The 18,585-nt window shown below is 52.4% G+C and carries 33 protein-coding genes and 2 pseudogenes; 18 read left to right on the forward strand and 17 right to left on the reverse strand.

Annotated features, from left to right (window positions below):
• Positions 1-81: 81 nt before the first annotated feature.
• The 17 genes and pseudogenes from ESM_RS0119125 to ESM_RS1000000129545 form a co-directional block, all read left to right on the forward strand.
• Positions 82-915 (forward strand): GPO family capsid scaffolding protein, encoded by an 834-nt coding sequence (locus ESM_RS0119125; RefSeq protein ID WP_000216240.1) that lies wholly within the window; start codon positions 82-84, stop codon positions 913-915.
• A 16-nt stretch (positions 916-931) separates the two neighbouring features.
• Positions 932-1,990, forward strand: coding sequence for a phage major capsid protein, P2 family (locus tag ESM_RS0119130; protein WP_000742503.1), 1,059 nt, complete (start codon positions 932-934; stop codon positions 1,988-1,990).
• Between the two features lie 3 nt (positions 1,991-1,993).
• Positions 1,994-2,644, forward strand: a complete 651-nt coding sequence (locus tag ESM_RS0119135; RefSeq protein WP_000059180.1) for a phage terminase small subunit — start codon at positions 1,994-1,996, stop codon at positions 2,642-2,644.
• Between the two features lie 95 nt (positions 2,645-2,739).
• A complete protein-coding gene (locus ESM_RS0119140; protein WP_000673523.1) occupies positions 2,740-3,204 on the forward strand; it encodes a head completion/stabilization protein in 465 nt (154 codons plus the stop codon).
• Positions 3,204-3,407: a tail protein X gene (locus ESM_RS0119145; protein ID WP_000868175.1), complete on the forward strand. Its 204-nt coding sequence runs from the start codon at positions 3,204-3,206 to the stop codon at positions 3,405-3,407. Before ESM_RS0119140 ends, ESM_RS0119145 begins: the two co-directional genes overlap by 1 nt.
• A 3-nt stretch (positions 3,408-3,410) precedes the next feature.
• Positions 3,411-3,626: an HP1 family phage holin gene (locus tag ESM_RS0119150; RefSeq protein ID WP_000171577.1), complete on the forward strand. Its 216-nt coding sequence runs from the start codon at positions 3,411-3,413 to the stop codon at positions 3,624-3,626.
• Positions 3,607-4,119 carry a lysozyme gene (locus tag ESM_RS0119155; RefSeq protein WP_001069929.1) on the forward strand — a complete coding sequence of 171 codons (513 nt, stop codon included), beginning with the start codon at positions 3,607-3,609 and terminating at the stop codon, positions 4,117-4,119. Before ESM_RS0119150 ends, ESM_RS0119155 begins: the two co-directional genes overlap by 20 nt.
• A gap of 1 nt (position 4,120) precedes the next feature.
• Positions 4,121-4,498, forward strand: a complete 378-nt coding sequence (locus tag ESM_RS0119160; RefSeq protein WP_000730952.1) for a DNZ54_00345 family protein — start codon at positions 4,121-4,123, stop codon at positions 4,496-4,498.
• Positions 4,495-4,923 carry an Rz-like lysis system protein LysB gene (lysB, locus tag ESM_RS0119165; protein ID WP_001080925.1) on the forward strand — a complete coding sequence of 143 codons (429 nt, stop codon included), beginning with the start codon at positions 4,495-4,497 and terminating at the stop codon, positions 4,921-4,923. Before ESM_RS0119160 ends, lysB begins: the two co-directional genes overlap by 4 nt.
• Entirely contained in the window at positions 4,808-5,056 is a 249-nt protein-coding gene (gene lysC, locus ESM_RS1000000129200) for an Rz1-like lysis system protein LysC (RefSeq protein WP_223704555.1), read from the forward strand. Before lysB ends, lysC begins: the two co-directional genes overlap by 116 nt.
• Entirely contained in the window at positions 4,998-5,450 is a 453-nt protein-coding gene (locus ESM_RS0119170) for a phage tail protein (protein ID WP_063069738.1), read from the forward strand. The genes lysC and ESM_RS0119170 overlap by 59 nt, the downstream gene beginning before the upstream one ends.
• Positions 5,443-5,889: a phage virion morphogenesis protein gene (locus ESM_RS01000000125350; protein WP_000829119.1), complete on the forward strand. Its 447-nt coding sequence runs from the start codon at positions 5,443-5,445 to the stop codon at positions 5,887-5,889. The genes ESM_RS0119170 and ESM_RS01000000125350 overlap by 8 nt, the downstream gene beginning before the upstream one ends.
• Before the next feature lie 68 nt (positions 5,890-5,957).
• Positions 5,958-6,536 carry a phage baseplate assembly protein V gene (locus tag ESM_RS0119180; protein WP_000993739.1) on the forward strand — a complete coding sequence of 193 codons (579 nt, stop codon included), beginning with the start codon at positions 5,958-5,960 and terminating at the stop codon, positions 6,534-6,536.
• On the forward strand, positions 6,533-6,892 hold the full coding sequence (locus ESM_RS0119185; protein ID WP_000177597.1) for a GPW/gp25 family protein: 360 nt from the start codon (positions 6,533-6,535) through the stop codon (positions 6,890-6,892). Before ESM_RS0119180 ends, ESM_RS0119185 begins: the two co-directional genes overlap by 4 nt.
• The gene (locus ESM_RS0119190; protein ID WP_000268297.1) at positions 6,879-7,787 is read left to right on the forward strand and encodes a baseplate assembly protein; all 909 of its coding nucleotides are present in this window, start codon (positions 6,879-6,881) and stop codon (positions 7,785-7,787) included. The genes ESM_RS0119185 and ESM_RS0119190 overlap by 14 nt, the downstream gene beginning before the upstream one ends.
• The gene (locus tag ESM_RS0119195; protein WP_001086841.1) at positions 7,780-8,385 is read left to right on the forward strand and encodes a phage tail protein I; all 606 of its coding nucleotides are present in this window, start codon (positions 7,780-7,782) and stop codon (positions 8,383-8,385) included. Before ESM_RS0119190 ends, ESM_RS0119195 begins: the two co-directional genes overlap by 8 nt.
• A pseudogene (locus ESM_RS1000000129545) lies at positions 8,382-9,458 on the forward strand (phage tail protein); the annotation flags it as partial. The gene ESM_RS0119195 and the pseudogene ESM_RS1000000129545, both read left to right, overlap by 4 nt.
• Here ESM_RS1000000129545 and ESM_RS1000000127185 read toward each other — a convergent pair.
• The 17 genes and pseudogenes from ESM_RS1000000127185 to ESM_RS0119290 all read right to left on the reverse strand — a co-directional run.
• Positions 9,442-9,738, reverse strand: a pseudogene (locus ESM_RS1000000127185) (lysozyme); the annotation flags it as partial. The pseudogenes ESM_RS1000000129545 and ESM_RS1000000127185 sit on opposite strands and share 17 nt — an antisense overlap.
• On the reverse strand, positions 9,722-10,045 hold the full coding sequence (locus tag ESM_RS0119205) for a phage holin, lambda family (protein ID WP_000783734.1): 324 nt from the start codon (positions 10,043-10,045) through the stop codon (positions 9,722-9,724). The gene ESM_RS0119205 and the pseudogene ESM_RS1000000127185, both read right to left, overlap by 17 nt.
• A 597-nt stretch (positions 10,046-10,642) precedes the next feature.
• On the reverse strand, positions 10,643-11,161 hold the full coding sequence (locus ESM_RS0119210; protein WP_000512808.1) for an antiterminator Q family protein: 519 nt from the start codon (positions 11,159-11,161) through the stop codon (positions 10,643-10,645).
• Complete coding sequence (locus ESM_RS0119215; RefSeq protein ID WP_001271132.1) at positions 11,152-11,823, reverse strand: serine/threonine protein phosphatase; 672 nt, start codon at positions 11,821-11,823, stop codon at positions 11,152-11,154. Before ESM_RS0119215 ends, ESM_RS0119210 begins: the two co-directional genes overlap by 10 nt.
• Positions 11,801-12,007 (reverse strand): phage NinH family protein, encoded by a 207-nt coding sequence (locus tag ESM_RS0119220; RefSeq protein ID WP_000144614.1) that lies wholly within the window; start codon positions 12,005-12,007, stop codon positions 11,801-11,803. Before ESM_RS0119220 ends, ESM_RS0119215 begins: the two co-directional genes overlap by 23 nt.
• Positions 12,004-12,615, reverse strand: a complete 612-nt coding sequence (locus ESM_RS0119225; protein ID WP_001108040.1) for a recombination protein NinG — start codon at positions 12,613-12,615, stop codon at positions 12,004-12,006. The genes ESM_RS0119220 and ESM_RS0119225 overlap by 4 nt, the downstream gene beginning before the upstream one ends.
• Positions 12,608-12,784 (reverse strand): protein NinF, encoded by a 177-nt coding sequence (locus tag ESM_RS0119230; RefSeq protein ID WP_000950975.1) that lies wholly within the window; start codon positions 12,782-12,784, stop codon positions 12,608-12,610. Before ESM_RS0119230 ends, ESM_RS0119225 begins: the two co-directional genes overlap by 8 nt.
• Positions 12,777-13,136 (reverse strand): phage protein NinX family protein, encoded by a 360-nt coding sequence (locus tag ESM_RS0119235; RefSeq protein WP_010379765.1) that lies wholly within the window; start codon positions 13,134-13,136, stop codon positions 12,777-12,779. The genes ESM_RS0119230 and ESM_RS0119235 overlap by 8 nt, the downstream gene beginning before the upstream one ends.
• Positions 13,137-13,138: 2 nt before the next feature.
• Entirely contained in the window at positions 13,139-13,315 is a 177-nt protein-coding gene (locus ESM_RS0119240) for a NinE family protein (protein ID WP_001254220.1), read from the reverse strand.
• On the reverse strand, positions 13,312-13,839 hold the full coding sequence (locus tag ESM_RS01000000125355; protein WP_000153306.1) for a phage N-6-adenine-methyltransferase: 528 nt from the start codon (positions 13,837-13,839) through the stop codon (positions 13,312-13,314). The genes ESM_RS0119240 and ESM_RS01000000125355 overlap by 4 nt, the downstream gene beginning before the upstream one ends.
• Entirely contained in the window at positions 13,836-14,282 is a 447-nt protein-coding gene (locus ESM_RS0119255; RefSeq protein ID WP_010379768.1) for a recombination protein NinB, read from the reverse strand. The genes ESM_RS01000000125355 and ESM_RS0119255 overlap by 4 nt, the downstream gene beginning before the upstream one ends.
• A 7-nt stretch (positions 14,283-14,289) precedes the next feature.
• Positions 14,290-14,496 (reverse strand): hypothetical protein, encoded by a 207-nt coding sequence (locus ESM_RS1000000128545; RefSeq protein ID WP_000818845.1) that lies wholly within the window; start codon positions 14,494-14,496, stop codon positions 14,290-14,292.
• A 72-nt stretch (positions 14,497-14,568) separates the two neighbouring features.
• Positions 14,569-15,945: a replicative DNA helicase gene (locus tag ESM_RS0119270; RefSeq protein ID WP_000806603.1), complete on the reverse strand. Its 1,377-nt coding sequence runs from the start codon at positions 15,943-15,945 to the stop codon at positions 14,569-14,571.
• Positions 15,942-16,763 carry a replication protein gene (locus tag ESM_RS0119275; RefSeq protein ID WP_000539358.1) on the reverse strand — a complete coding sequence of 274 codons (822 nt, stop codon included), beginning with the start codon at positions 16,761-16,763 and terminating at the stop codon, positions 15,942-15,944. Before ESM_RS0119275 ends, ESM_RS0119270 begins: the two co-directional genes overlap by 4 nt.
• Positions 16,750-16,911 (reverse strand): hypothetical protein, encoded by a 162-nt coding sequence (locus tag ESM_RS1000000128850; RefSeq protein ID WP_000166961.1) that lies wholly within the window; start codon positions 16,909-16,911, stop codon positions 16,750-16,752. Before ESM_RS1000000128850 ends, ESM_RS0119275 begins: the two co-directional genes overlap by 14 nt.
• A 32-nt stretch (positions 16,912-16,943) precedes the next feature.
• Complete coding sequence (locus tag ESM_RS0119285; RefSeq protein ID WP_000035949.1) at positions 16,944-17,240, reverse strand: CII family transcriptional regulator; 297 nt, start codon at positions 17,238-17,240, stop codon at positions 16,944-16,946.
• A gap of 115 nt (positions 17,241-17,355) precedes the next feature.
• Positions 17,356-17,541 (reverse strand): Cro/CI family transcriptional regulator, encoded by a 186-nt coding sequence (locus ESM_RS0119290; protein ID WP_000276885.1) that lies wholly within the window; start codon positions 17,539-17,541, stop codon positions 17,356-17,358.
• Positions 17,542-17,621: 80 nt separating this feature from the next.
• Here ESM_RS0119290 and ESM_RS0119295 point away from each other — a divergent pair, with 80 nt between their 5' ends.
• Entirely contained in the window at positions 17,622-18,272 is a 651-nt protein-coding gene (locus tag ESM_RS0119295; RefSeq protein ID WP_001095982.1) for a LexA family protein, read from the forward strand.
• Positions 18,273-18,585: the final 313 nt, after the last annotated feature.

An 18,585-nucleotide genomic window follows, 5' to 3' on the forward strand; every position in this document is an offset into this window, starting at 1 on the left:
ACAAATACCGCGCATTGTTTCACTGCCCCCATCACCGCAACCATAAGGCTCCAGTAAGTTTTTTCTAACGGAGCACGGCTCATGACAGTGAAAGCAAAGCGTTTTCGCATCGGGGTGGAAGGTGCCACCACCGACGGACGCGAAATCCAGCGTGAATGGCTGGAACAGATGGCAGCCAGCTACAACCCGGCGGTGTATACCGCGCTGATTAACCTTGAGCACATCAAGTCTTATCTGCCGGACAGCACCTTTAACCGCTACGGCAAGGTGACGGCGCTGTTTGCTGAAGAAATCACGGAAGGTCCGCTGGCAGGCAAGATGGCGCTGTATGCCGACGTTGAGCCAACGGAGTCCCTGGTGGAACTGGTGAAAAAAGGCCAGAAATTATTCACCTCTATGGAAGTCAGCCCGAAGTTCGCTGATACGGGCAAAGCCTACCTGGTCGGCCTGGCTGCCACTGATGACCCTGCCAGTCTGGGCACTGAAATGCTGACATTCAGCGCCAGTGCAGCCCATAACCCGCTGGCAAACCGCAAGCAGAATCCCGCCAATCTCTTTACCGCCGCAGAGGAAACGGTGATCGAACTGGAAGAAATCCAGGATGACAAACCGTCCCTGTTTGCCCGTGTCACGGCGCTGTTTACCAAAAAAGAGCAGTCCGATGACGCCCGGTTCTCTGATGTGCATAAGGCCGTGGAGCTGGTCGCCACTGAGCAGCAGAACCTGAGCGCACGCACCGAAAAATCCCTGTCTGAGCAGGAAGAACGCCTGTCTGAACTGGAGACTGCTCTGCAGGAGCAGCAAACCGCCTTTAACGAACTGGTGAATAAGCTGAGTCATGAAGACAGCCGCCAGGACTACCGCCAGCGTGCAACAGGCGGTAACGCCCCCGCTGACACTCTGACCAATTGCTGATGGAGCACAAAACCTGATGAAGAAGAATACCCGCTTTGCTTTTAACGCTTACCTGCAGCAGCTGGCGCGTCTGAACGGTGTGGCAGTTGAAGAACTGTCCAGCAAGTTCACCGTGGAGCCGTCTGTACAGCAGACGCTGGAAGACCAGATCCAGCAGTCCGCCGCTTTCCTGACGCTGATTAACGTCACGCCAGTGACTGAGCAGTCCGGTCAGTTGCTGGGGTTGGGTGTTGGTAGCACCATTGCCGGAACCACTGACACCACCGCGAAAGAGCGTGAACCTGTCGATCCTACGCTGATGGTCGATGTGGAATACAAATGCGAGCAGACCAACTTTGACACGGTACTGACCTACGCGAAGCTGGACCTGTGGGCGAAGTTTCAGGATTTCCAGGTGCGTATCCGTGACGCCATCGTGAAACGTCAGGCACTGGACCGCATCATGATCGGCTTTAACGGCGTGAAGCGTGCGAAAACCTCCAACCGTAGCGAAAACCCGCTGCTGCAGGATGTGAACAAAGGCTGGTTACAGAAAATCCGTGAGGATGCACCGGATCACGTCATGGGCAGCAGCACCACGGGCGGTGAAACCACACCGGGTGCGGTGAAAGTCGGTAAAGGTGGCGAATATGCCAACCTGGACGCCGTGGTGATGGATGCCGTCAATGAGCTTATCGACGTTGTCTACCAGGACGATGACGATCTGGTGGTGATTTGCGGGCGTGAACTGCTGTCTGACAAGTATTTCCCGCTGGTCAACAAAGAGCAGGAAAACAGTGAAAAACTGGCTGCCGATATGATCATCAGTCAGAAACGCATGGGTGGCCTGCAGGCGGTGCGTGCGCCGTTCTTCCCGCCGAATGCGCTGCTGATCACCCGTCTGGATAACCTGTCCATCTACTGGCAGGAAGACACCCGCCGCCGTTCAGTTATCGACAACCCGAAACGTGACCGGATTGAAAATTTTGAATCCGTTAACGAAGCCTATGTGGTTGAGGACTATCGCTGCGCTGCACTGGTGGAAAATATCCAGATTGGTGACTTCAGCGCCGCCGCAGCAGAAACCGGAGCGTAATTCATGAGCCTGAGTCCCGCACGGCAGCATCGCCTGCGCGTTCAGGCTGAACAGGCCGCCCGTGAGGGCGGCAGCGTTCGCCACGCGTTGGGCTATGACCTGATGCTGCTGCAACTGGCGGAAGACCGCCGCCGTCTCAAGGGCGTTCAGTCCACGGTCAAAAAAGCGGAAATCAAGGTGGAACTGCTGCCGAAATACGCCGCCTGGGCAGAGGGTGTCCTGGCTAGCGGAGGCGCGCAACAGGATGACGTGCTGATGTACGTGATGCTGTGGCGCATTGATGCCGGAGATTATGCCGGGGCGCTGGAGATCGGGCGTCACGCCCTGCGTCATGGCTGGGTGATGCCGTTGGGTAACCGCAACGTGCAGACCGTGCTGGCAGAGGAAATGGCAGACGCGGCGCAGAGCGCAATGCTTGCCGTTACCGGCTTTGATGCCGATCTGTTGCTGCAGACGCTGGAGCTGACAGACGGTCTGGATATGCCGGACCAGTCACGGGCGCGTCTGCATAAAGCGATTGGCGCTGTCCTGAGTGAAACTAATCCGGCTTCCGCCCTTAATCATCTCAACCATGCGTTACAGCTCGATCCCCGCTGTGGCGTGAAAAAAGACAAACAGCAGCTGGAGCGCAGACTGCGCAATGACAGCCGCTGACAGAACGTGCCCCCGCGCACGGGCGGCACGGGGTGGCGAAAGGCACTGCCACATCAAAACCCCGTCCACCGCCCTTTATTTCAGGAGAAAGCAGCATGAAGTTTGTTGCGCCAGAACAGGCACCGGAACAGGCGGAAATCATCAGAAATACGCCGTTCTGGCCTGATGTGGACCTGTCGGAGTTTCGCAGTGTCATGCGCACTGACGGCACGGTGACGCAGCCGCGTTTAAAGCAGGTTGCGCTGTCGGCAATTTCGGAGGTTAACGCAGAGCTGTATGAGTTTCGCAGACGCCAGCAGATGCTGGGGTATGCCTCGCTGGCAGAGGTTCCGGCGGAACAGCTGGACGGCAAAAGTGAGCGCATTCAGCACTATTTCAACGCGGTTTACTGCTGGGCACGCGCCATGCTCAACGAACGATACCAAGACTATGACGCCACGGCATCCGGTGTGAAGCGGGGCGAGGAACTGGCGGAAGCCAGCGGTGATTTATGGCGTGACGCCCGCTGGGCCATCAGCCGGGTACAGGACGCGCCGCACTGCACAGTGGAGCTTATCTGATGAAAGTGCGTGCGCATCAGTATGACACGGTGGACGCGCTTTGCTGGCGTCATTACGGGCGCACGCAGGGTGTCACGGAGCAGGTACTGAAGGCAAATCCGGGGCTTGCCGAATATGGCCCCTTTTTACCTCACGGGCTGCAGGTGGAGCTGCCGGACATTCCGACAACCACCACCGTGCAGACCGTCCAGCTATGGGACTGAATTATGACGCTTGAGCGAGTCAGCGCCTTTATCACGTATTGCATCGCCGTCGTGCTGGCCTGGCTGGGCGATTTGTCCATCAAGGATGCCTCAACGCTGGGCGGCCTGATGATCGGTGTGCTGATGCTGGCTATCAACTGGTACTACAAACACAAAGCCTACCAGCTTCTGCGCGACGGGCAGATCACGCGGGAGGACTATGAATCCATCAATCGTTAAACGCTGCCTTGTCGGGACCGTGCTGGCTATTGCTGCCACGCTGCCGGGTTTTCAGCAGCTTCACACCTCCGTGGAGGGACTGAAACTGATTGCCGATTACGAAGGCTGTCGTCTGCAGCCGTATCAGTGCAGCGCGGGTGTATGGACTGACGGCATTGGTAATACGTCGGGCGTCATTCCCGGCAAAACCATTACGGAACGACAGGCAGCAGAAGGGCTTATCTCCAACGTGCTGCGTGTGGAGCGGGCGCTGGAAAGATGTGTGAAGCAACAGCCGCCACAAAAGGTGTATGACTCGGTGGTGTCGTTTGCCTTCAACGTGGGGACAGGCAATGCCTGCAGCTCCACGCTGGTGAAATTGCTCAATCAGCGGCGCTGGGCGGATGCGTGCCGACAGTTGCCGCGCTGGGTTTATGTGAAAGGTGTGTTTAATCAGGGGCTGGATAACCGCCGTGCGCGGGAGATGGCCTGGTGTTTACAGGGAGCAAACTGAGATGAAAAAGAAAGTAATTAGCGGGCTGTTTCTGATGTTATGGATGGGGCTGTTAATCGAAGCAATGGTGTATCCGCAGGGGATTTTTCCGGTACTGGCAGCGTCCGGTGTCTGGGTAGCCTGTCTGCTGACATGGGCGGTAATTCCGGTAGCACTGGCTGCGTTAATTAAGAATGGCCCGCTCTGGCAGGAGTTGAGGGCATCTTTGCTGAAGACAATTACCCGAAAAGAAAACGTATTTATCAGCTGGGTGATGCGATTGCTGATTGTCGTCAGTCTCGCCTGGACGGGGTGGGCTATTACCCTGGTCTTTTATCTGCTGACCGTTATTGCCTTCTGGATGACCCGTAATCAGATTGCGCAACAGGTATCAGCATGAACCGGTTGCTGCTGGTTGTGCTGGCGTTATTACTGGCGGCGCTGGGCTGGCAGACGTGGCGGCTGGCTGATGCCAGCCAGACCATCAGCACGCAGGCAGACGAGCTGCAGAGCAAAAGCCAGGCACTGGCAAAGAGCAACAGCCAGCTTATCAGCCTGTCCATTCTGACTGAAACCAATAACCGGGAGCAGGCGCGGCTCTATGCCGAAGCAGAACAGACCAGCGCGCTGCTGAGACAACGACAACACCGGATCGGGGAACTGAAACGTGAGAACGAGGATTTACGCCGCTGGGCTGATACTCCTTTGCCTGCTGACATTATCCGGCTGCGGAAACGTCCGGCATTCACCGGAGGTGCAGCTTACCGTCAGTGGTTGTCCGCGAGTGACGCCGTGTCGGCTGGATCAGGCAACGCCGCGCACTAACGGTGATCTGAACGCGTTGCTGGATGAAACGGAGGCCGCCTGGGCGGTCTGTGCAGACAAAGTGGACATGATTATTGCGTGTCAGGAGCGAAACAGTGAACAAACCACAATCCCTGCGCCACGCCCTCAATAAAGCGGTGCCTTATGTCCGCAATAACCCGGACAAACTGCATCTGTTTGTGGATAACGGTTCGCTGGTTGCCACGGGGGCCAGCTCCATGTCATGGGAGTACCGCTATACCCTGAACGTGGTGATAGAGGATTTCAGCGGCGACCAGAATCTGCTGATGGCCCCGGTTTTACTGTGGCTGCGGGATAACCAGCCCGATGCCATCAATAACCCGGCGTTACGGGAAAAGCTATTCACCTTTGAGGTGGATATTCTGCGCAACGATGTCTGTGATATCAGCCTTAACCTGCAACTGACGGAGCGTGTGCTGGTCAGCACTGACGGCGGTGTGTCGAGCGTTGAAGCTGTAGCAGAACCCGATGAACCTGAAGAAATGTGGACGGTGAAACGTGGCTGAACTGCAGAAGGTGGACGACTGGCTTAGTGCCTTGCTGGCGAATCTGGAGCCAGCCGCAAGAAGCCGCATGATGCGCCAGCTGGCGCAGGAACTGCGCCGGACACAGCAGCAGAATATCAGGATGCAGCGCAACCCTGACGGCAGCAGCTATGAACCGCGACGGGTAACAGCACGCAGTAAAAAAGGCCGTATCAAACGTCAGATGTTTGCAAAGCTGCGCACCACAAAATACCTGAAAACTGCCGCCAGCGCCGACTCTGCCAGCGTGCAGTTTGAAGGCAAGGTACAGCGTATTGCCCGTGTTCACCATTACGGCCTGCGTGATCGCGTCAGTCGCAAAGGACCGGAGGTCCGTTACGCAGAGCGCCGCCTGCTGGGTGTAAATGATGATGTTGAGGCAATGACCCGCGACATGATTCTGCAATGGCTGGCGGGGTGATCTTTGTATCAGCACTGATACAAGTTGCAGCACTGCCGCCTTTCTTCCCCTGATGGCAACCTTTCCCTATGAACGCACAATTAACCGAAATCATGCGCCTTATCACCAACCTGATCCGCATAGGTGTAGTCACCGAAGTGGACAGGGCAAATTGGCTGTGTCGGGTGAAAACTGGCGACCTCGAAACCAACTGGATTAACTGGCTGACACTGCGCGCGGGCAAATCGCGCACCTGGTGGAAACCGTCTGTGGGTGAGCAGGTTGTGCTGTTCAGCCTTGGCGGCAATCTGGAAACCGCGTTTGCCCTGCCTGCGGTCTACTCAAACCAGTTTCCGCCACCTTCAGGCTCTGAGGACGGCAACGTGACGGAATACCCGGACGGCGGCTGGTTTGAATACGAACCCGCCACCGGGCGCTGGTATGTCAGGGGCATCAAATCAATGGTCATTGAGGCCGCTGACAATATCACCCTGAAAACCAGTGAGTTTGTGCTGGAGGCTGACCGCACGCGTATTAACAGCGAAGTGGTGATCAATGGTGGCGTTACCCAGGGCGGCGGAGCGATGAGCTCTAACGGGATTGTGGTTGATGCGCATCAGCATACTGGCGTCCTGAAGGGCGGTGATACAACCGGAGGCCCGGTATGACGCTTTATAGCGGGATGAACAATACCAGCGGCAAAGTCATTACTGATATTGATCATCTGCGCCAGTCGGTGCGGGACATTCTGCTGACACCGCAGGGTAGCCGCATTGCCCGCCGGGAATATGGTTCCCTCCTGTCGGTTTTAATAGATCAGCCACAAAATCCGGCATTACGCCTGCAGGTCATGTCGGCAGTGTATGTGGCGCTGAGTCGCTGGGAGCCACGGCTGACGCTGGATTCCATCACCATCAACAGCAACTTTGACGGTTCTATGGTGGTGGAGCTGACCGGGCGGCGGAATAACGGTGTGCCTGTGTCCCTTTCCGTATCAACAGGAGCAGAGAATGGCAGTGATTGACCTTTCGCAGTTGCCTGCACCGCAGATTGTGGATGTGCCGGACTTTGAGACGCTGCTTGCCGAACGCAAGGCAGAATTTGTGGCGCTTCATCCGAAAGATGAGCAGGAAGCCGTGATCCGCACGCTGGAACTGGAATCTGAACCCGTCACTAAATTGTTGCAGGAGAACGCTTACCGTGAGTTGCTTCTGCGCCAGCGCATTAACGAAGCCGCGCAGGCGGTGATGGTGGCTTACGCGATGGGCGGCGATCTTGACCAGCTCGCTGCCAACTACAACGTGACACGCCTGACGGTGACGCCTGCTGATAATGATGCTGTGCCGCCTGTTGCGGCTGTGATGGAAAGTGATGAAGCGTTACGCCTGCGTGTGCCTGCAGCCTTTGAAGGGCTTTCTGTTGCGGGGCCAACTGCAGCTTATGAATTTCATGCCCGAAGCGCCGACGGTCGGGTGGCGGATGCCAGTGCAACCAGCCCGGCACCTGCAGAGGTGGTGCTGACTGTCCTTAGCCGCGAAGGCGATGGAACTGCAGAAAAAGACCTGCTGGATGTGGTGGAAAAAGCTCTGAACAGTGAGAACGTCCGCCCGGTGGCTGACCGTCTGACGGTTCGCAGCGCAGAAATCATCCCGTACCGAGTGGAAGCCACCATTTTTCTCTATCCGGGGCCGGAAGCAGAGCCGGTAATGGCAGCGGCAAAAGCCAGCCTGCAGAAGTACATCGCCAGTCAGACGCGGCTTGGTCGGGATATTCGCCGTAGCGCCATCTTTGCCGCCCTGCATGTTGAGGGAGTGCAGCGTGTGGAGCTGGCTTCGCCACTGGCGGATGTGGTCCTGAACAAAACACAGGCGGCATCATGTACGCAGTGGAGCGTGACCAACGGAGGAACGGATGAATAGTCTGCTGCCACCGGGTTCAACTTCACTGGAGCGACGACTGGCGCAAACCTGCAGTGGGATTTCTGATCTGCAGGTGCCGCTGCGTGACTTGTGGAATCCGGCAACCTGTCCGGTCAGTTTCCTGCCTTATCTCGCCTGGGCGTTCTCTGTGGATCGCTGGGACGAGAGCTGGACAGAAAGCGTCAAGCGCCAGGTGGTGAAGGATGCTTTTTATATTCATCAGCATAAAGGGACCACCAGTGCCGTGCGGAGGGTGGTGGAGCCGTTCGGCTTTCTGATCCGCATTATTGAGTGGTGGCAGACCGGAGAGACACCGGGCACGTTTCGTCTGGATATCGGCGTGCAGGACCAGGGCATCACTGAAGATACCTATCTGGAACTTGAGCGACTGATAAGCGATGCCAAACCATGTAGCCGTCACATGATCGGCATGTCCATCAACCTGCAGACCAGCGGCCCGCATTGGGTGGGAGTCGCCAGCTATCTTGGCGAAGAAATCACGATCTATCCGTATATCAACGAAACGATTATTTCCGGTGGCACCGCGCATGAAGGCGGGGCGGTCCATGTTATTGACACAATGAGAGTGAATCCATGAGCACAAAATTTTATACCCTGCTGACGGATATTGGCGCGGCGAAACTTGCCAGCGCCGCCGCGCTCGGTGTGCCGCTAAAAATTACCCATATGGCGGTGGGCGATGGTGGCGGAACATTGCCGACGCCAGACTCAAAGCAGACTGTACTGGTAAATGAGAAACGCCGGGCTGCGCTGAATATGCTCTATATCGACCCGCAGAACAGCAGCCAGATTATTGCTGAACAGGTGATCCCTGAAAACGAGGGCGGTTGGTGGATACGTGAAGTGGGCCTGTTTGATGAGTCCGGAGCATTGATTGCCGTGGGCAACTGCCCGGAAAGCTATAAGCCGCAACTGGCTGAAGGCAGCGGGCGCACCCAGACCGTGCGCATGGTGCTGATTACCAGCAGTACGGACAATATCACCCTGAAAATCGACCCTGCTGTAGTGCTGGCAACCCGTAAATACGTGGATGATGAAGTCCTGGAATTAAAGCTGTATGTGGATGACCAGATGAGAAACCACATTGCCGCACAAGATCCTCATACCCAGTATGCGCAGAAACATAATCCGACATTTACCGGAGAACCAAAAGCGCCGACGCCTGCAGCAGGAAATAACACCACGCGGATTGCGACCACTGAGTTTGTTCAGGCCGCTATTACTGCTCTGATTAACGGTGCGCCAGCCACGCTGGACACACTGAAAGAAATTGCCGCAGCCATTAACAATGACCCGAAATTCAGTACCACCATTAACAATGCGCTGGCACTAAAAGCACCGCTGTCGAGTCCGGCACTCACCGGAACGCCAACAGCACCTACTGCGGCACAGTCGGTCAACAATACACAGATTGCCACTACAGCTTTTGTGAAATCAGCGATTGCAGCAATGGTGGGTTCTGCACCTGCGGCACTGGATACACTGAACGAACTGGCGGCGGCGCTGGGGAATGACCCGAACTTTGCCACGACAATGCTTAATGCACTGGCAGGTAAACAACCGCTGGACAATACGCTGACTAATTTGAGTGGAAAGGATGTAGCTGGTCTTCTCACATACCTTGGTTTGGGAGAAGCTGTTGCAGTGCCACAGCGTCCTGGCTTTTCGGAGAAAAGTCTTTCAGGCCAAGCTGCTTACGATAGGCATCCCACCAACGGGAAAGAAGCTGGTAACGTCCGGCGGCTGTTGATTTGAGTTTTGGGTTTAGCGTGACAAGTTTGCGAGGGTGATCGGAGTAATCAGTGAATAGCTCTCCGCCAACAATGACGTCATAACCATGATTTCTGGTTTTCTGACGTCCGTTATCAGTTCCCTCTGACCACGCCAGCATATCGAGGAACGCCTTACGTTGATTATTGATTTCCACCATCTTCTACTCCGGCTTTTTTAGCAGCGAAGCGTTTGATAAGCGAACCAATCGAGTCAGTACCGATGTAGCCGATGAACACGCTCGTTATATAAGCGAGATTGCTACTTAGTCCGGCGAAGTCGAGAAGGTCACGAATGAACCAGGCGATAATGGCGCACATCGTTGCGTCGATTACTGTTTTTGTAAACGCACCGCCATTATATCTGCCGCGAAGGTACGCCATTGCAAACGCAAGGATTGCCCCGATGCCTTGTTCCTTTGCCGCGAGAATAGCGGCTAACAGGTCATGTTTTTCTGGCATCTTCATGTCTTACCCCCAATAAGGGGATTTGCTCTATTTAATTAGGAATAAGGTCGATTACTGATAGAACAAATCCAGGCTACTGTGTTTAGTAATCAGATTTGTTCGTGACCGATATGCACGGGCAAAACGGCAGGAGGTTGTTAGCGCGACCTCCTGTCACCCGCTTTCACGAAGATCATGTGTAGAAGGCCGCAGCGTAACTATCACTGATGAATTCAGGACAGCCAGTGGCTACGGCTCAGTTTGGGTTGTGGCGGTCGGTGCTGAACTCCGACTTAATGGCGATAGGCGTGTACCGACGCCTCGTTTTACTTCCTCCGCTTTCACGGCTTCACCCTAGACCAGCTTTACGAAATCCTCGTAAACCTAACCGCGGCAGATATGACCGGCACGGTGTGCCATATCACGGACCGGCGGGTATCTCGTTCACCTGATTAACGCATCAGCCTGCGTATTCACCACAACGATAAGAGCACTGCGCGGCACCTTTAACCAATTCCGCGAGGTCTGCGGGTTCAATGCTCTTACCTGTTGTGCAAACAAAAAAAGCCACCGTTGCAACTTAAGAGTCACTAACGGCAGCTTACCTTCTAATTATGGCTAAATGGATAATTGCATGTCAAGGCTTTTAACAGCAACATGCTTAACTTTCTCAACACGTTTACGCATTTTGAAAGCATTTTGCATTGGTTGGTACAAAACAAATAACGACGCTTTCAGGATGTCGTCAATTTCGTTTCTACAGGTTGCCAGTGAAGGTTTTCTCCATCCATCGCCACCACGTCCACACATCTTGCGTGGCTTTGCAGTCGCGTGATAGTAGGATGCAATTGCTCGCTTAGATGAACCATGAGCGTAGTAGCTGAGGAGGATGCCAAAGGCTTTCTTGTCAATGTACATGACGGAATCGACGACCTGAGAAATCAACATTCCATCATCATCATTGCACATTGGCCTTGTCATAACTCTTCCCGGCTCTACGCTCTCCATGAACTTCGCTATTACGCTGCTCATGCGCTTTTCCAGACGACCTGAATAAACCCATGCGCCCCACAGCTCAAGCCAGCCATTCAGCCACTCGTGCTGCTCTTTGGTGAGGTTTAGTTCTCTTATGCCCATACGCCTTCTCCCTGTACCTGAATCAATGTGAGGTTTCCGCAGAACACTGCGCCGGTATCGATATACATCTGGTTGGCAAATTTGAGTGGTTTCACTGCTGGCGTATGACCAAAGATGAACGTGTCCGCGCCTTTAATTTCTTTCACGATCCCGTCTTGTGAGTTGCTGATTCGTTTGCGGTTCCAGATTACCTGCTGATGATCAACTGGCTTTCCAAACTCGTATTCGTCAAAGGGATAATCGGCGTGGCAGATGACATATTTTTTATCTTTGCTCACCAGTTCGATGATTAATGGAAGTTCTTCTGCTTTATGGGCAAGAGCTTTAGCCAGAGTTTCTTTGTCGTAATCGAGATTAAAGAACCAACTACCGCCATTAAGCAGCCAGTGATTGACGTTTCCACGCTCTGATAAGCCATCAATCATCATTTGCTCATGGTTTCCACGTACAGCTCGGAACCAGGGGAATGTGATTAATTCCAGACATTCGACGTTCTCTGTACCGCGATCGACCAAATCGCCAACCGAGATAAGCAGGTCTTTTTTGGTGTCGAATCCTATCGTCTCCAGTTTTTTCATCAGGTTCGTGTAGCATCCGTGCAGATCGCCAACTACCCAAATATTTCGGTATTTGCTGCCATCAATTTTTTCGTAATAGCGCATCTCTTTCACTCCATCCGCGATGAACCATGAGAACGTCGTTGACTATGGCGTGCATTTTCCCGTCTTTATCATCAACGTATTTTCTGACCGTACCGCGACTACATTTCAGTCTGCGTGCTACTTCTGTCTGGTTTCCGTATGCTTCAACAAGCATGTCTGGAATGGTTTTTACTGAGAACGTCATGCGGCCTCACTTCTGCTATTTCTCAGGTCTTTGAGTTTCTGCTGATACTCCGCCTTGATGGACCTGCACTCTTCGACAGTCCAGCGATGGCGGCTATGGTTTGATTCGATTTCGTCTACTGCTTCCTGCCCGATGCGGCTAATCAGTTCGACGCGATACGGAACGAGATTTCCGCTTTTGTGCTGGTTGCACACCACGCATTGCTTGTGAATATTGCGTTCATCAAATCGGAGTTGAGGTGCCGCAGCAGTTGTCCGGTAATGTCCAGCATCCCACTGAGCAGACGTGAGCGTTCCGCACGAGATACATGGTAAGTCGCGGTCTCTTTCTCTGATGAAGGCGTTTACGGCTTGTTGGGCTTGTTTAATCCAGTAACTGCGGGGCTTTAAGGCGAGTTTTCGAATCTTCAGTTTATCTTTCTGTTTCTGCTCCTCTCGTCGTCGTTTCTTCTCTGCTGCTTTTTCCGCTTTTTCGCGTTCTTTACTTCGTCGTTCGAGTGCTATTTTGGTTCCACACTCTGGAGAGCACCACCACTGATTAGCGAATGCAGGGTGAAACCATTCCCGGCATTCATCGTTTTTACATCGTCTTCGCGCTGGTTTAGCCATCGTCTTCTTCCTCGTACATTGAGCTATTCGGATCGCTCATCAGTTCTGCGCAGCAATCGGAGCACACGTGAACTTCCAGCACATGCAGCTTCTGACCGCAGTTAGCGCACGTTAAAGCCCGCTCGACGCTTTCTTTCTGGTATTGAAGGGATTGGGATGGGCTAAGCATTATTGGCGTCCTGCATCATGAGAAAGACAATCATGGCAGCGCGGAGTGGGTTTTCATCTTGATTCATATGATATGGGGTACTATCACTGCCAACTTTTCTATGCGCTGCCTTCCATAATCCATTTTCTGGCGCTGGAATAATGCCAATTCTGTTCTCTACGATAATCGGCTCTGCGTCTGATGGGCTTTTACAGTAATCAACCGTTTTTATTGCATAACCAGTTTCGTCATCCCACTCAACACCAACGATTGATGTTCCCAACTTTGCGATTTCGCAATCTTCGGGAGCAAATCCACAGCAAATTGCCACTCGCTTGTTAATTTCAAAATCACTTAACTGTGAATAATCCATTGTCATTTCCTCGCACGATGTCTTAGCCACCGGATATCCCACAGATGAGCCGTGTAATTGAAGGTTTTTACGTCAGATTCTTTTGGGATTGGCTTGCGTTTATTTCTGGAGCGTTTCGTTGGAAGGTATTTGCAGTTTTCGCAGATGATGTCGGTGAAACTTCGTCGCTGTCGCCTCATGCCGCCCTCCTGACGCCCTGCCCGATCGCCATCAATGCCGCTTTGGATACGGTAGTAAACATCCGTCGAGGACTGATGAACGGTCGCCAAATCAGCAGCATGGAGCCTTTGCTGTTTCCCTTCTTCTCCAGCCCTGTCGATGGTTCGATAAAATTAATCCGTCCATCAGTGATGATGCGAACTTCGTCAACACTCTCCAGAGCCTTGCTGAACCATCCGACTGACATATCCTCTGGCACAAGCATAACTACCGTCTGTCGCTGTTGTATGCACTGCTCAGCGGCTTTTTCCACCCACGGCCTGATATTGCTGTACGGTGGGTTATTCCAGATTGCACCGTGGCTTATCCACTCAGAATTTAGCGCGTCGTCGGCCTCAGTTAGCCAGTGAGCGCACAGAGCATTTTTGTCGCTCGCTGCCGAGTCCAGCCAGAATCCAAACTCAATATCCAGCGCATCAAAAAGCCAAAGCGGCGTTTGCCAGCAGTCCTTGTCGTGTGATGGCGTATTTGATTTGATAGTCATGCAGCCTTCCCTTTTCGTTGTGACCATTCATACTCTCGCCTGGAGTCATCACTCCACCGCACGTTGCGCTCTGAGCCGAACCAGAACATGATTTCGATAAGCTCAGTCATGTTGGCCTTTCGCATTTTGCTAGTACGCACGCCAAGCATGACAACGCCACCGTCGATACCAGGCGCACTTCTTTGCTCCATTTTTTTGGTCTTAAGCCACAGGGCAGTGAACAGATCTTTCCAGTCCTCCGGCGCAAGTCTCTCTCCATGCCAAAGCACCTGACGCGATACGTCCTGCAATAACGCCCACATAAGGCGGTTTTGAGGATTACTCCGCTTGGCTTCTTTAACGTGGACTTCGTGAGGTGACTTGTCGTCGATGGGGAGTGAGAGTATTGCGTCTATGACATTGTTTCTGATTGCTTCGTTGCGAAGCATGTATATTTGCTTCATCGTTACCTCAACTAACAAAACGCCACGCCATTTTTGCTACAGCGACAGGCATAACACCGATAATCACCCACAGGAAAATGCTACCGAAAAGCACACCCACCAGGTCTTTACCTTCGCCTACCAACCGGACAAAACTTCCGACAACCACAATGAACGTCGACACCATCCACATAGCACCGAGAATCCTCAATGCAGAGAAAATTAACTCAGCCACGATTTACTCTCCCCCAAATAAAAAGGCCTGCGATTACCAGCAGGCCTGTTACAAGCTCAGTGATGTAGATGGTCATACGTCAGCCCCTTGTGCATATCGCCTGCCACGTGCAGCGGGTGCATTTGATGTTGTGCAAATCTGTCTGGCTTCATCCTGGTCACATGCAACAAAGTGTCCGTTACAGAACCGCTGGTAAACCGTACCAAGCGAGCCAAAACGGTTTTTCGTCACAATGATTTCAGCAAATGGCGCGGCGCTACTGTTCTCGTCATATACCGCTTCCCGATAGAGCATGATGATTGAGTCTGCGTCCTGCTCAATGCTTCCTGAATCACGCAAATCTGCGTTTGTCGGGCGTTTGTTTGGTCGCTTCTCAACATCGCGCGAAAGCTGACTCAGGGAGATAACCGGTGTTTTCAGGTCTTTCGCCATCGCCTTCAGGCTTCCGGAGATGTGAGCAATTGCGAGGTCGTTGCGGTCTGCTTTCGGCTTCTCAATCAGGCCAAGATAATCCGCCATGATGAGTGAGAGGTTTGGATTTTCCTGTTTGTGCCGTTCTGCGATTGAGCGTATTTCTTCGACCGATAACCGCGAGGCATCGACTACCCATACATCCAAATCCGCAAGCTGACTCATGCCGTTAGCAACACGCGCCCAGCCTTCGTCATCCATCGATGCAGGATTTCGCAGTACGCTAACCGACATCCTCCCGGCGTTGGCAATGCTTCGCTCTGCAATCTGCAATGCGCTCATTTCCATCGAGAAAATCAACACTCCGCGCCGGACGTCAGAACCAGGAATAACGCGGCTTGCAACGCCTTCGGCAATCTTCAGCGCCAGTTCGGTTTTCCCCATACCAGGACGAGCAGCGATTATCACAAGGTCTTCCGCGTTCATCCCTCCGGTGATGGCGTCAAGTTCTTCGATTCCGGTCTTCAGGGTATCTGACTCTTCTCCGTTCCTCAGACGCCTGTCAAGCGTGTCAGTGTAGTCGGTGATGATTTCCCCTAACCGTACAGGTTTAACCTCGTCACGGGGCTTTCTGATAGCTGAAAGACGCTTTACAAGCTCGTCCATCGCCTGACTCGATGTATCGATGGTTCCGCTCTGAATTGGTTCACGCATTTCATCCATGATTTCCAGCACCAGACGGCGGTGATAGTTATCCGCGACCATTCCGGCATATCCCTTCAGGTTTGCGGCACTCGGGCAGTTTTTGCTGGTCATCAGGATTGACGTGAAATGCTCCTCTCCGCACTCCTCGGCAACCATCAGCGCGTCGATTAGGTTTCTGTTTCGCGCCTGCTTGCGGATAACCTCGAAGGCTTTCCGGTAGAGCGGAATTGAAAACGCTTCCGGCTCAAGCGTTGCCAGAACGTCACTGGCAGTTGGTGTTAATCCACCAATCAGCAAGCCACCGATAACGCTCGCTTCGATATCCTGTTTCATGCAATCCCCCTGTCTGCAAACTTCCCTTCCCGAACTCCCGTTAACGAATCTTCCCTCAGCAGGTAATCAAAATCTGCCGTCCAGCCCGTGTCGTTGTCTCCGAAGTAAAACGGCTTGGCCTGATGCACAAACGCCCTGACATACGCTCTGAAACCGTCCACGTTTGGCGTTTTCAGTTGCGGGATGATTTTCTTCAGGCGGCGTTTGCGTTTCTCGTTGACCGCAACAGCGTGTGGAAGCCTGTCACCGACTTCGGTGTTGTAGGCGTTGAGGAAGGATTCGTAGTCGATTCGTTCTGCCTTGCGACGTTCAGGTTTAACCTGCCCATCGCCGCCCCCGTTAGGGGGTAAGGGGGTATTTGTATTTATTGTCTTTTGTATATTGTCTTTTGTGTTTAGCTGACTTGGCTTATACCCATTAGCCGACTTGGCTAATGTTTTATTAGCTGTTTTAGCTAATGTTAAGCTGCCCTGGCTAATCCACTGAGAAACCACCTTGTTCACTCCGATTTTCACGCCATCAGCAATGAGGAATTTACGCTCGATAAGCTGGCGCTTGGCAGCGCAAACATGAGTGTGATGAATACCTGTCATGGCTGCTATCTGCGTGTTTGTGAGTCGATCCATCGGCTTATTGAATCCGTATGTCTTGCGCATGATAGCGAGCATCACCTTCAACTGCCGGACGGTTAAATCAGCCATCAGCAGACTGTCGGTAATCTCGTTAGCAACGCGCATGAAACCATCTTCGGTATCTGCCACGCGATGCTCCACGACCTCAAGTTGAGGCCTGTAATCAGCTAACTTAACGACGCCCATGTTTCACTCCTGCTTTGGCTAGTCTGTAAACACCAACAAGGCGCTCTGCGAACGCCCTGTTATTTGCTGCGGCTACCACTAATCCCTCAGGTGAATCAGGGTGTCGAATCTCTTCTTTTTCCTGGTATTTCTTACGACGTTTTGTCATAATGACTCCTGTGGATTGATCCAGTAATTCCCTCAGAATTGCATATCAATTTGCTTAGAGTCCCCGGCGGCCACCGGGGATTTTTTCTTTGTGATTTCATCAAGCGCATACTTAAAAGCCCTGCTAATCGGACTGATGTCTGATGCCATTCCGAAAGCACACAAGACCGAAGCAATAAATCTCCAGTCCGTTCTGCTTATCTTCGATTCATGACAGCCAATCATCTTTGCCAGACCGCGCTGGGTAAGCGTTGACAGGTTGATGAGTAAATCAGTTTCAGCGCGATCAATTTCTCGCTGTGTTGGCTTGCTGTAGCTTGCTTGTGCCATTTGTTAATTTTCCTATATTGATATTGAGTTATAGCGGCACACCCAATGGATTTGCCGCTGATGTTTGCTCACCCGGTTAGAGGTGAAAGGCCAGAACTGTTAAAGAGCAATTTGCTTATGCCGCTTGGCGGTAAGCACTTTCTTGATACTTCAGGGCGCCAGCTGTAACGATTTCCAATCGATAGGCGTCTTTCTCTGGGATAACTTCTTTCCACTGAGAGACTGCTGCATCGCTAATGCCTAGTGCTTTAGCAACAGCACGCTGGGTTCCGAAGTGGTCAATAACATCTTTTTTGTACATAGACTCGCTCCGAAATTAAAGAACACTTAAATTATCCACCAAAGGAATCTTAAGTCAAGTTTATTTAAGATGTCTTAACTATGAATACACAACTGATGGGTGAGCGTATTCGCGCTCGCAGAAAAGAACTCAAGATTAGGCAGGCTGCCCTTGGCAAGATGGTTGGCGTGTCTAATGTTGCTATTTCCCAATGGGAGCGATCTGAAACTGAGCCCAATGGCGAAAACCTATTGGCCTTAGCCAAGGCTTTGCAGTGCTCCCCTGATTACCTGTTGAAAGGAGAGGATAGTCTTTCAAACATTGCCTATCACAGCAGGCATGATCCAAGAGGTTCGTATCCTCTAATTAGTTGGGTAAGCGCAGGATGTTGGATGGAAGCTGTAGAGCCATATCATAGGCGTGCAATAGATAACTGGTACGACACAACGGTAGATTGTTCTGAAGACTCTTTTTGGCTCGACGTTAAAGGCGATTCAATGACTGCCCCGGCAGGACTGAGTATTCCTGAGGGGATGATTATTCTCGTCGACCCAGAAGTCGAACCACGTAATGGAAAGCTGGTAGTCGCCAAACTTGAAGGAGAAAACGAGGCGACATTCAAAAAGTTAGTTATTGATGCCGGTAGAAAATTCCTGAAACCACTCAATCCACAATACCCAATGATTGAAATCAATGGGAACTGTAAAATCATTGGCGTTGTCGTTGATGCCAAGCTAGCAAACCTTCCTTAAGGGGCTTTCGCCCCTTTTTTTATTTCCCGTTAAAAATCAAAGACAAACTAAATTCACGCCCATAAAATTAAGTTTTCTTCAAAAATGCACTTGACCAATAAATTAAGAAGTCTTAAATTTAAGCCATCAGCAGGACGCTGGAAGCCAAACGGAACAGATTGGCAGGCTCTTTAACATCGACGGACTCTCAACCTAACCGTTGAGACCAGAACTTGAGTGGTTTTGGGGATGGCGCGAATTGCAGCTGCAAGACAGCGATCGAGAAGATAAGCACCTCGACGCGTCATGCGCCAAAGCCACTTAAAGGAGACCA

Origin of the sequence: Escherichia sp. TW09308 (genome assembly GCF_000208565.1) — a bacterium.
Classification (GTDB): Bacteria; Pseudomonadota; Gammaproteobacteria; order Enterobacterales; family Enterobacteriaceae; genus Escherichia; species Escherichia marmotae.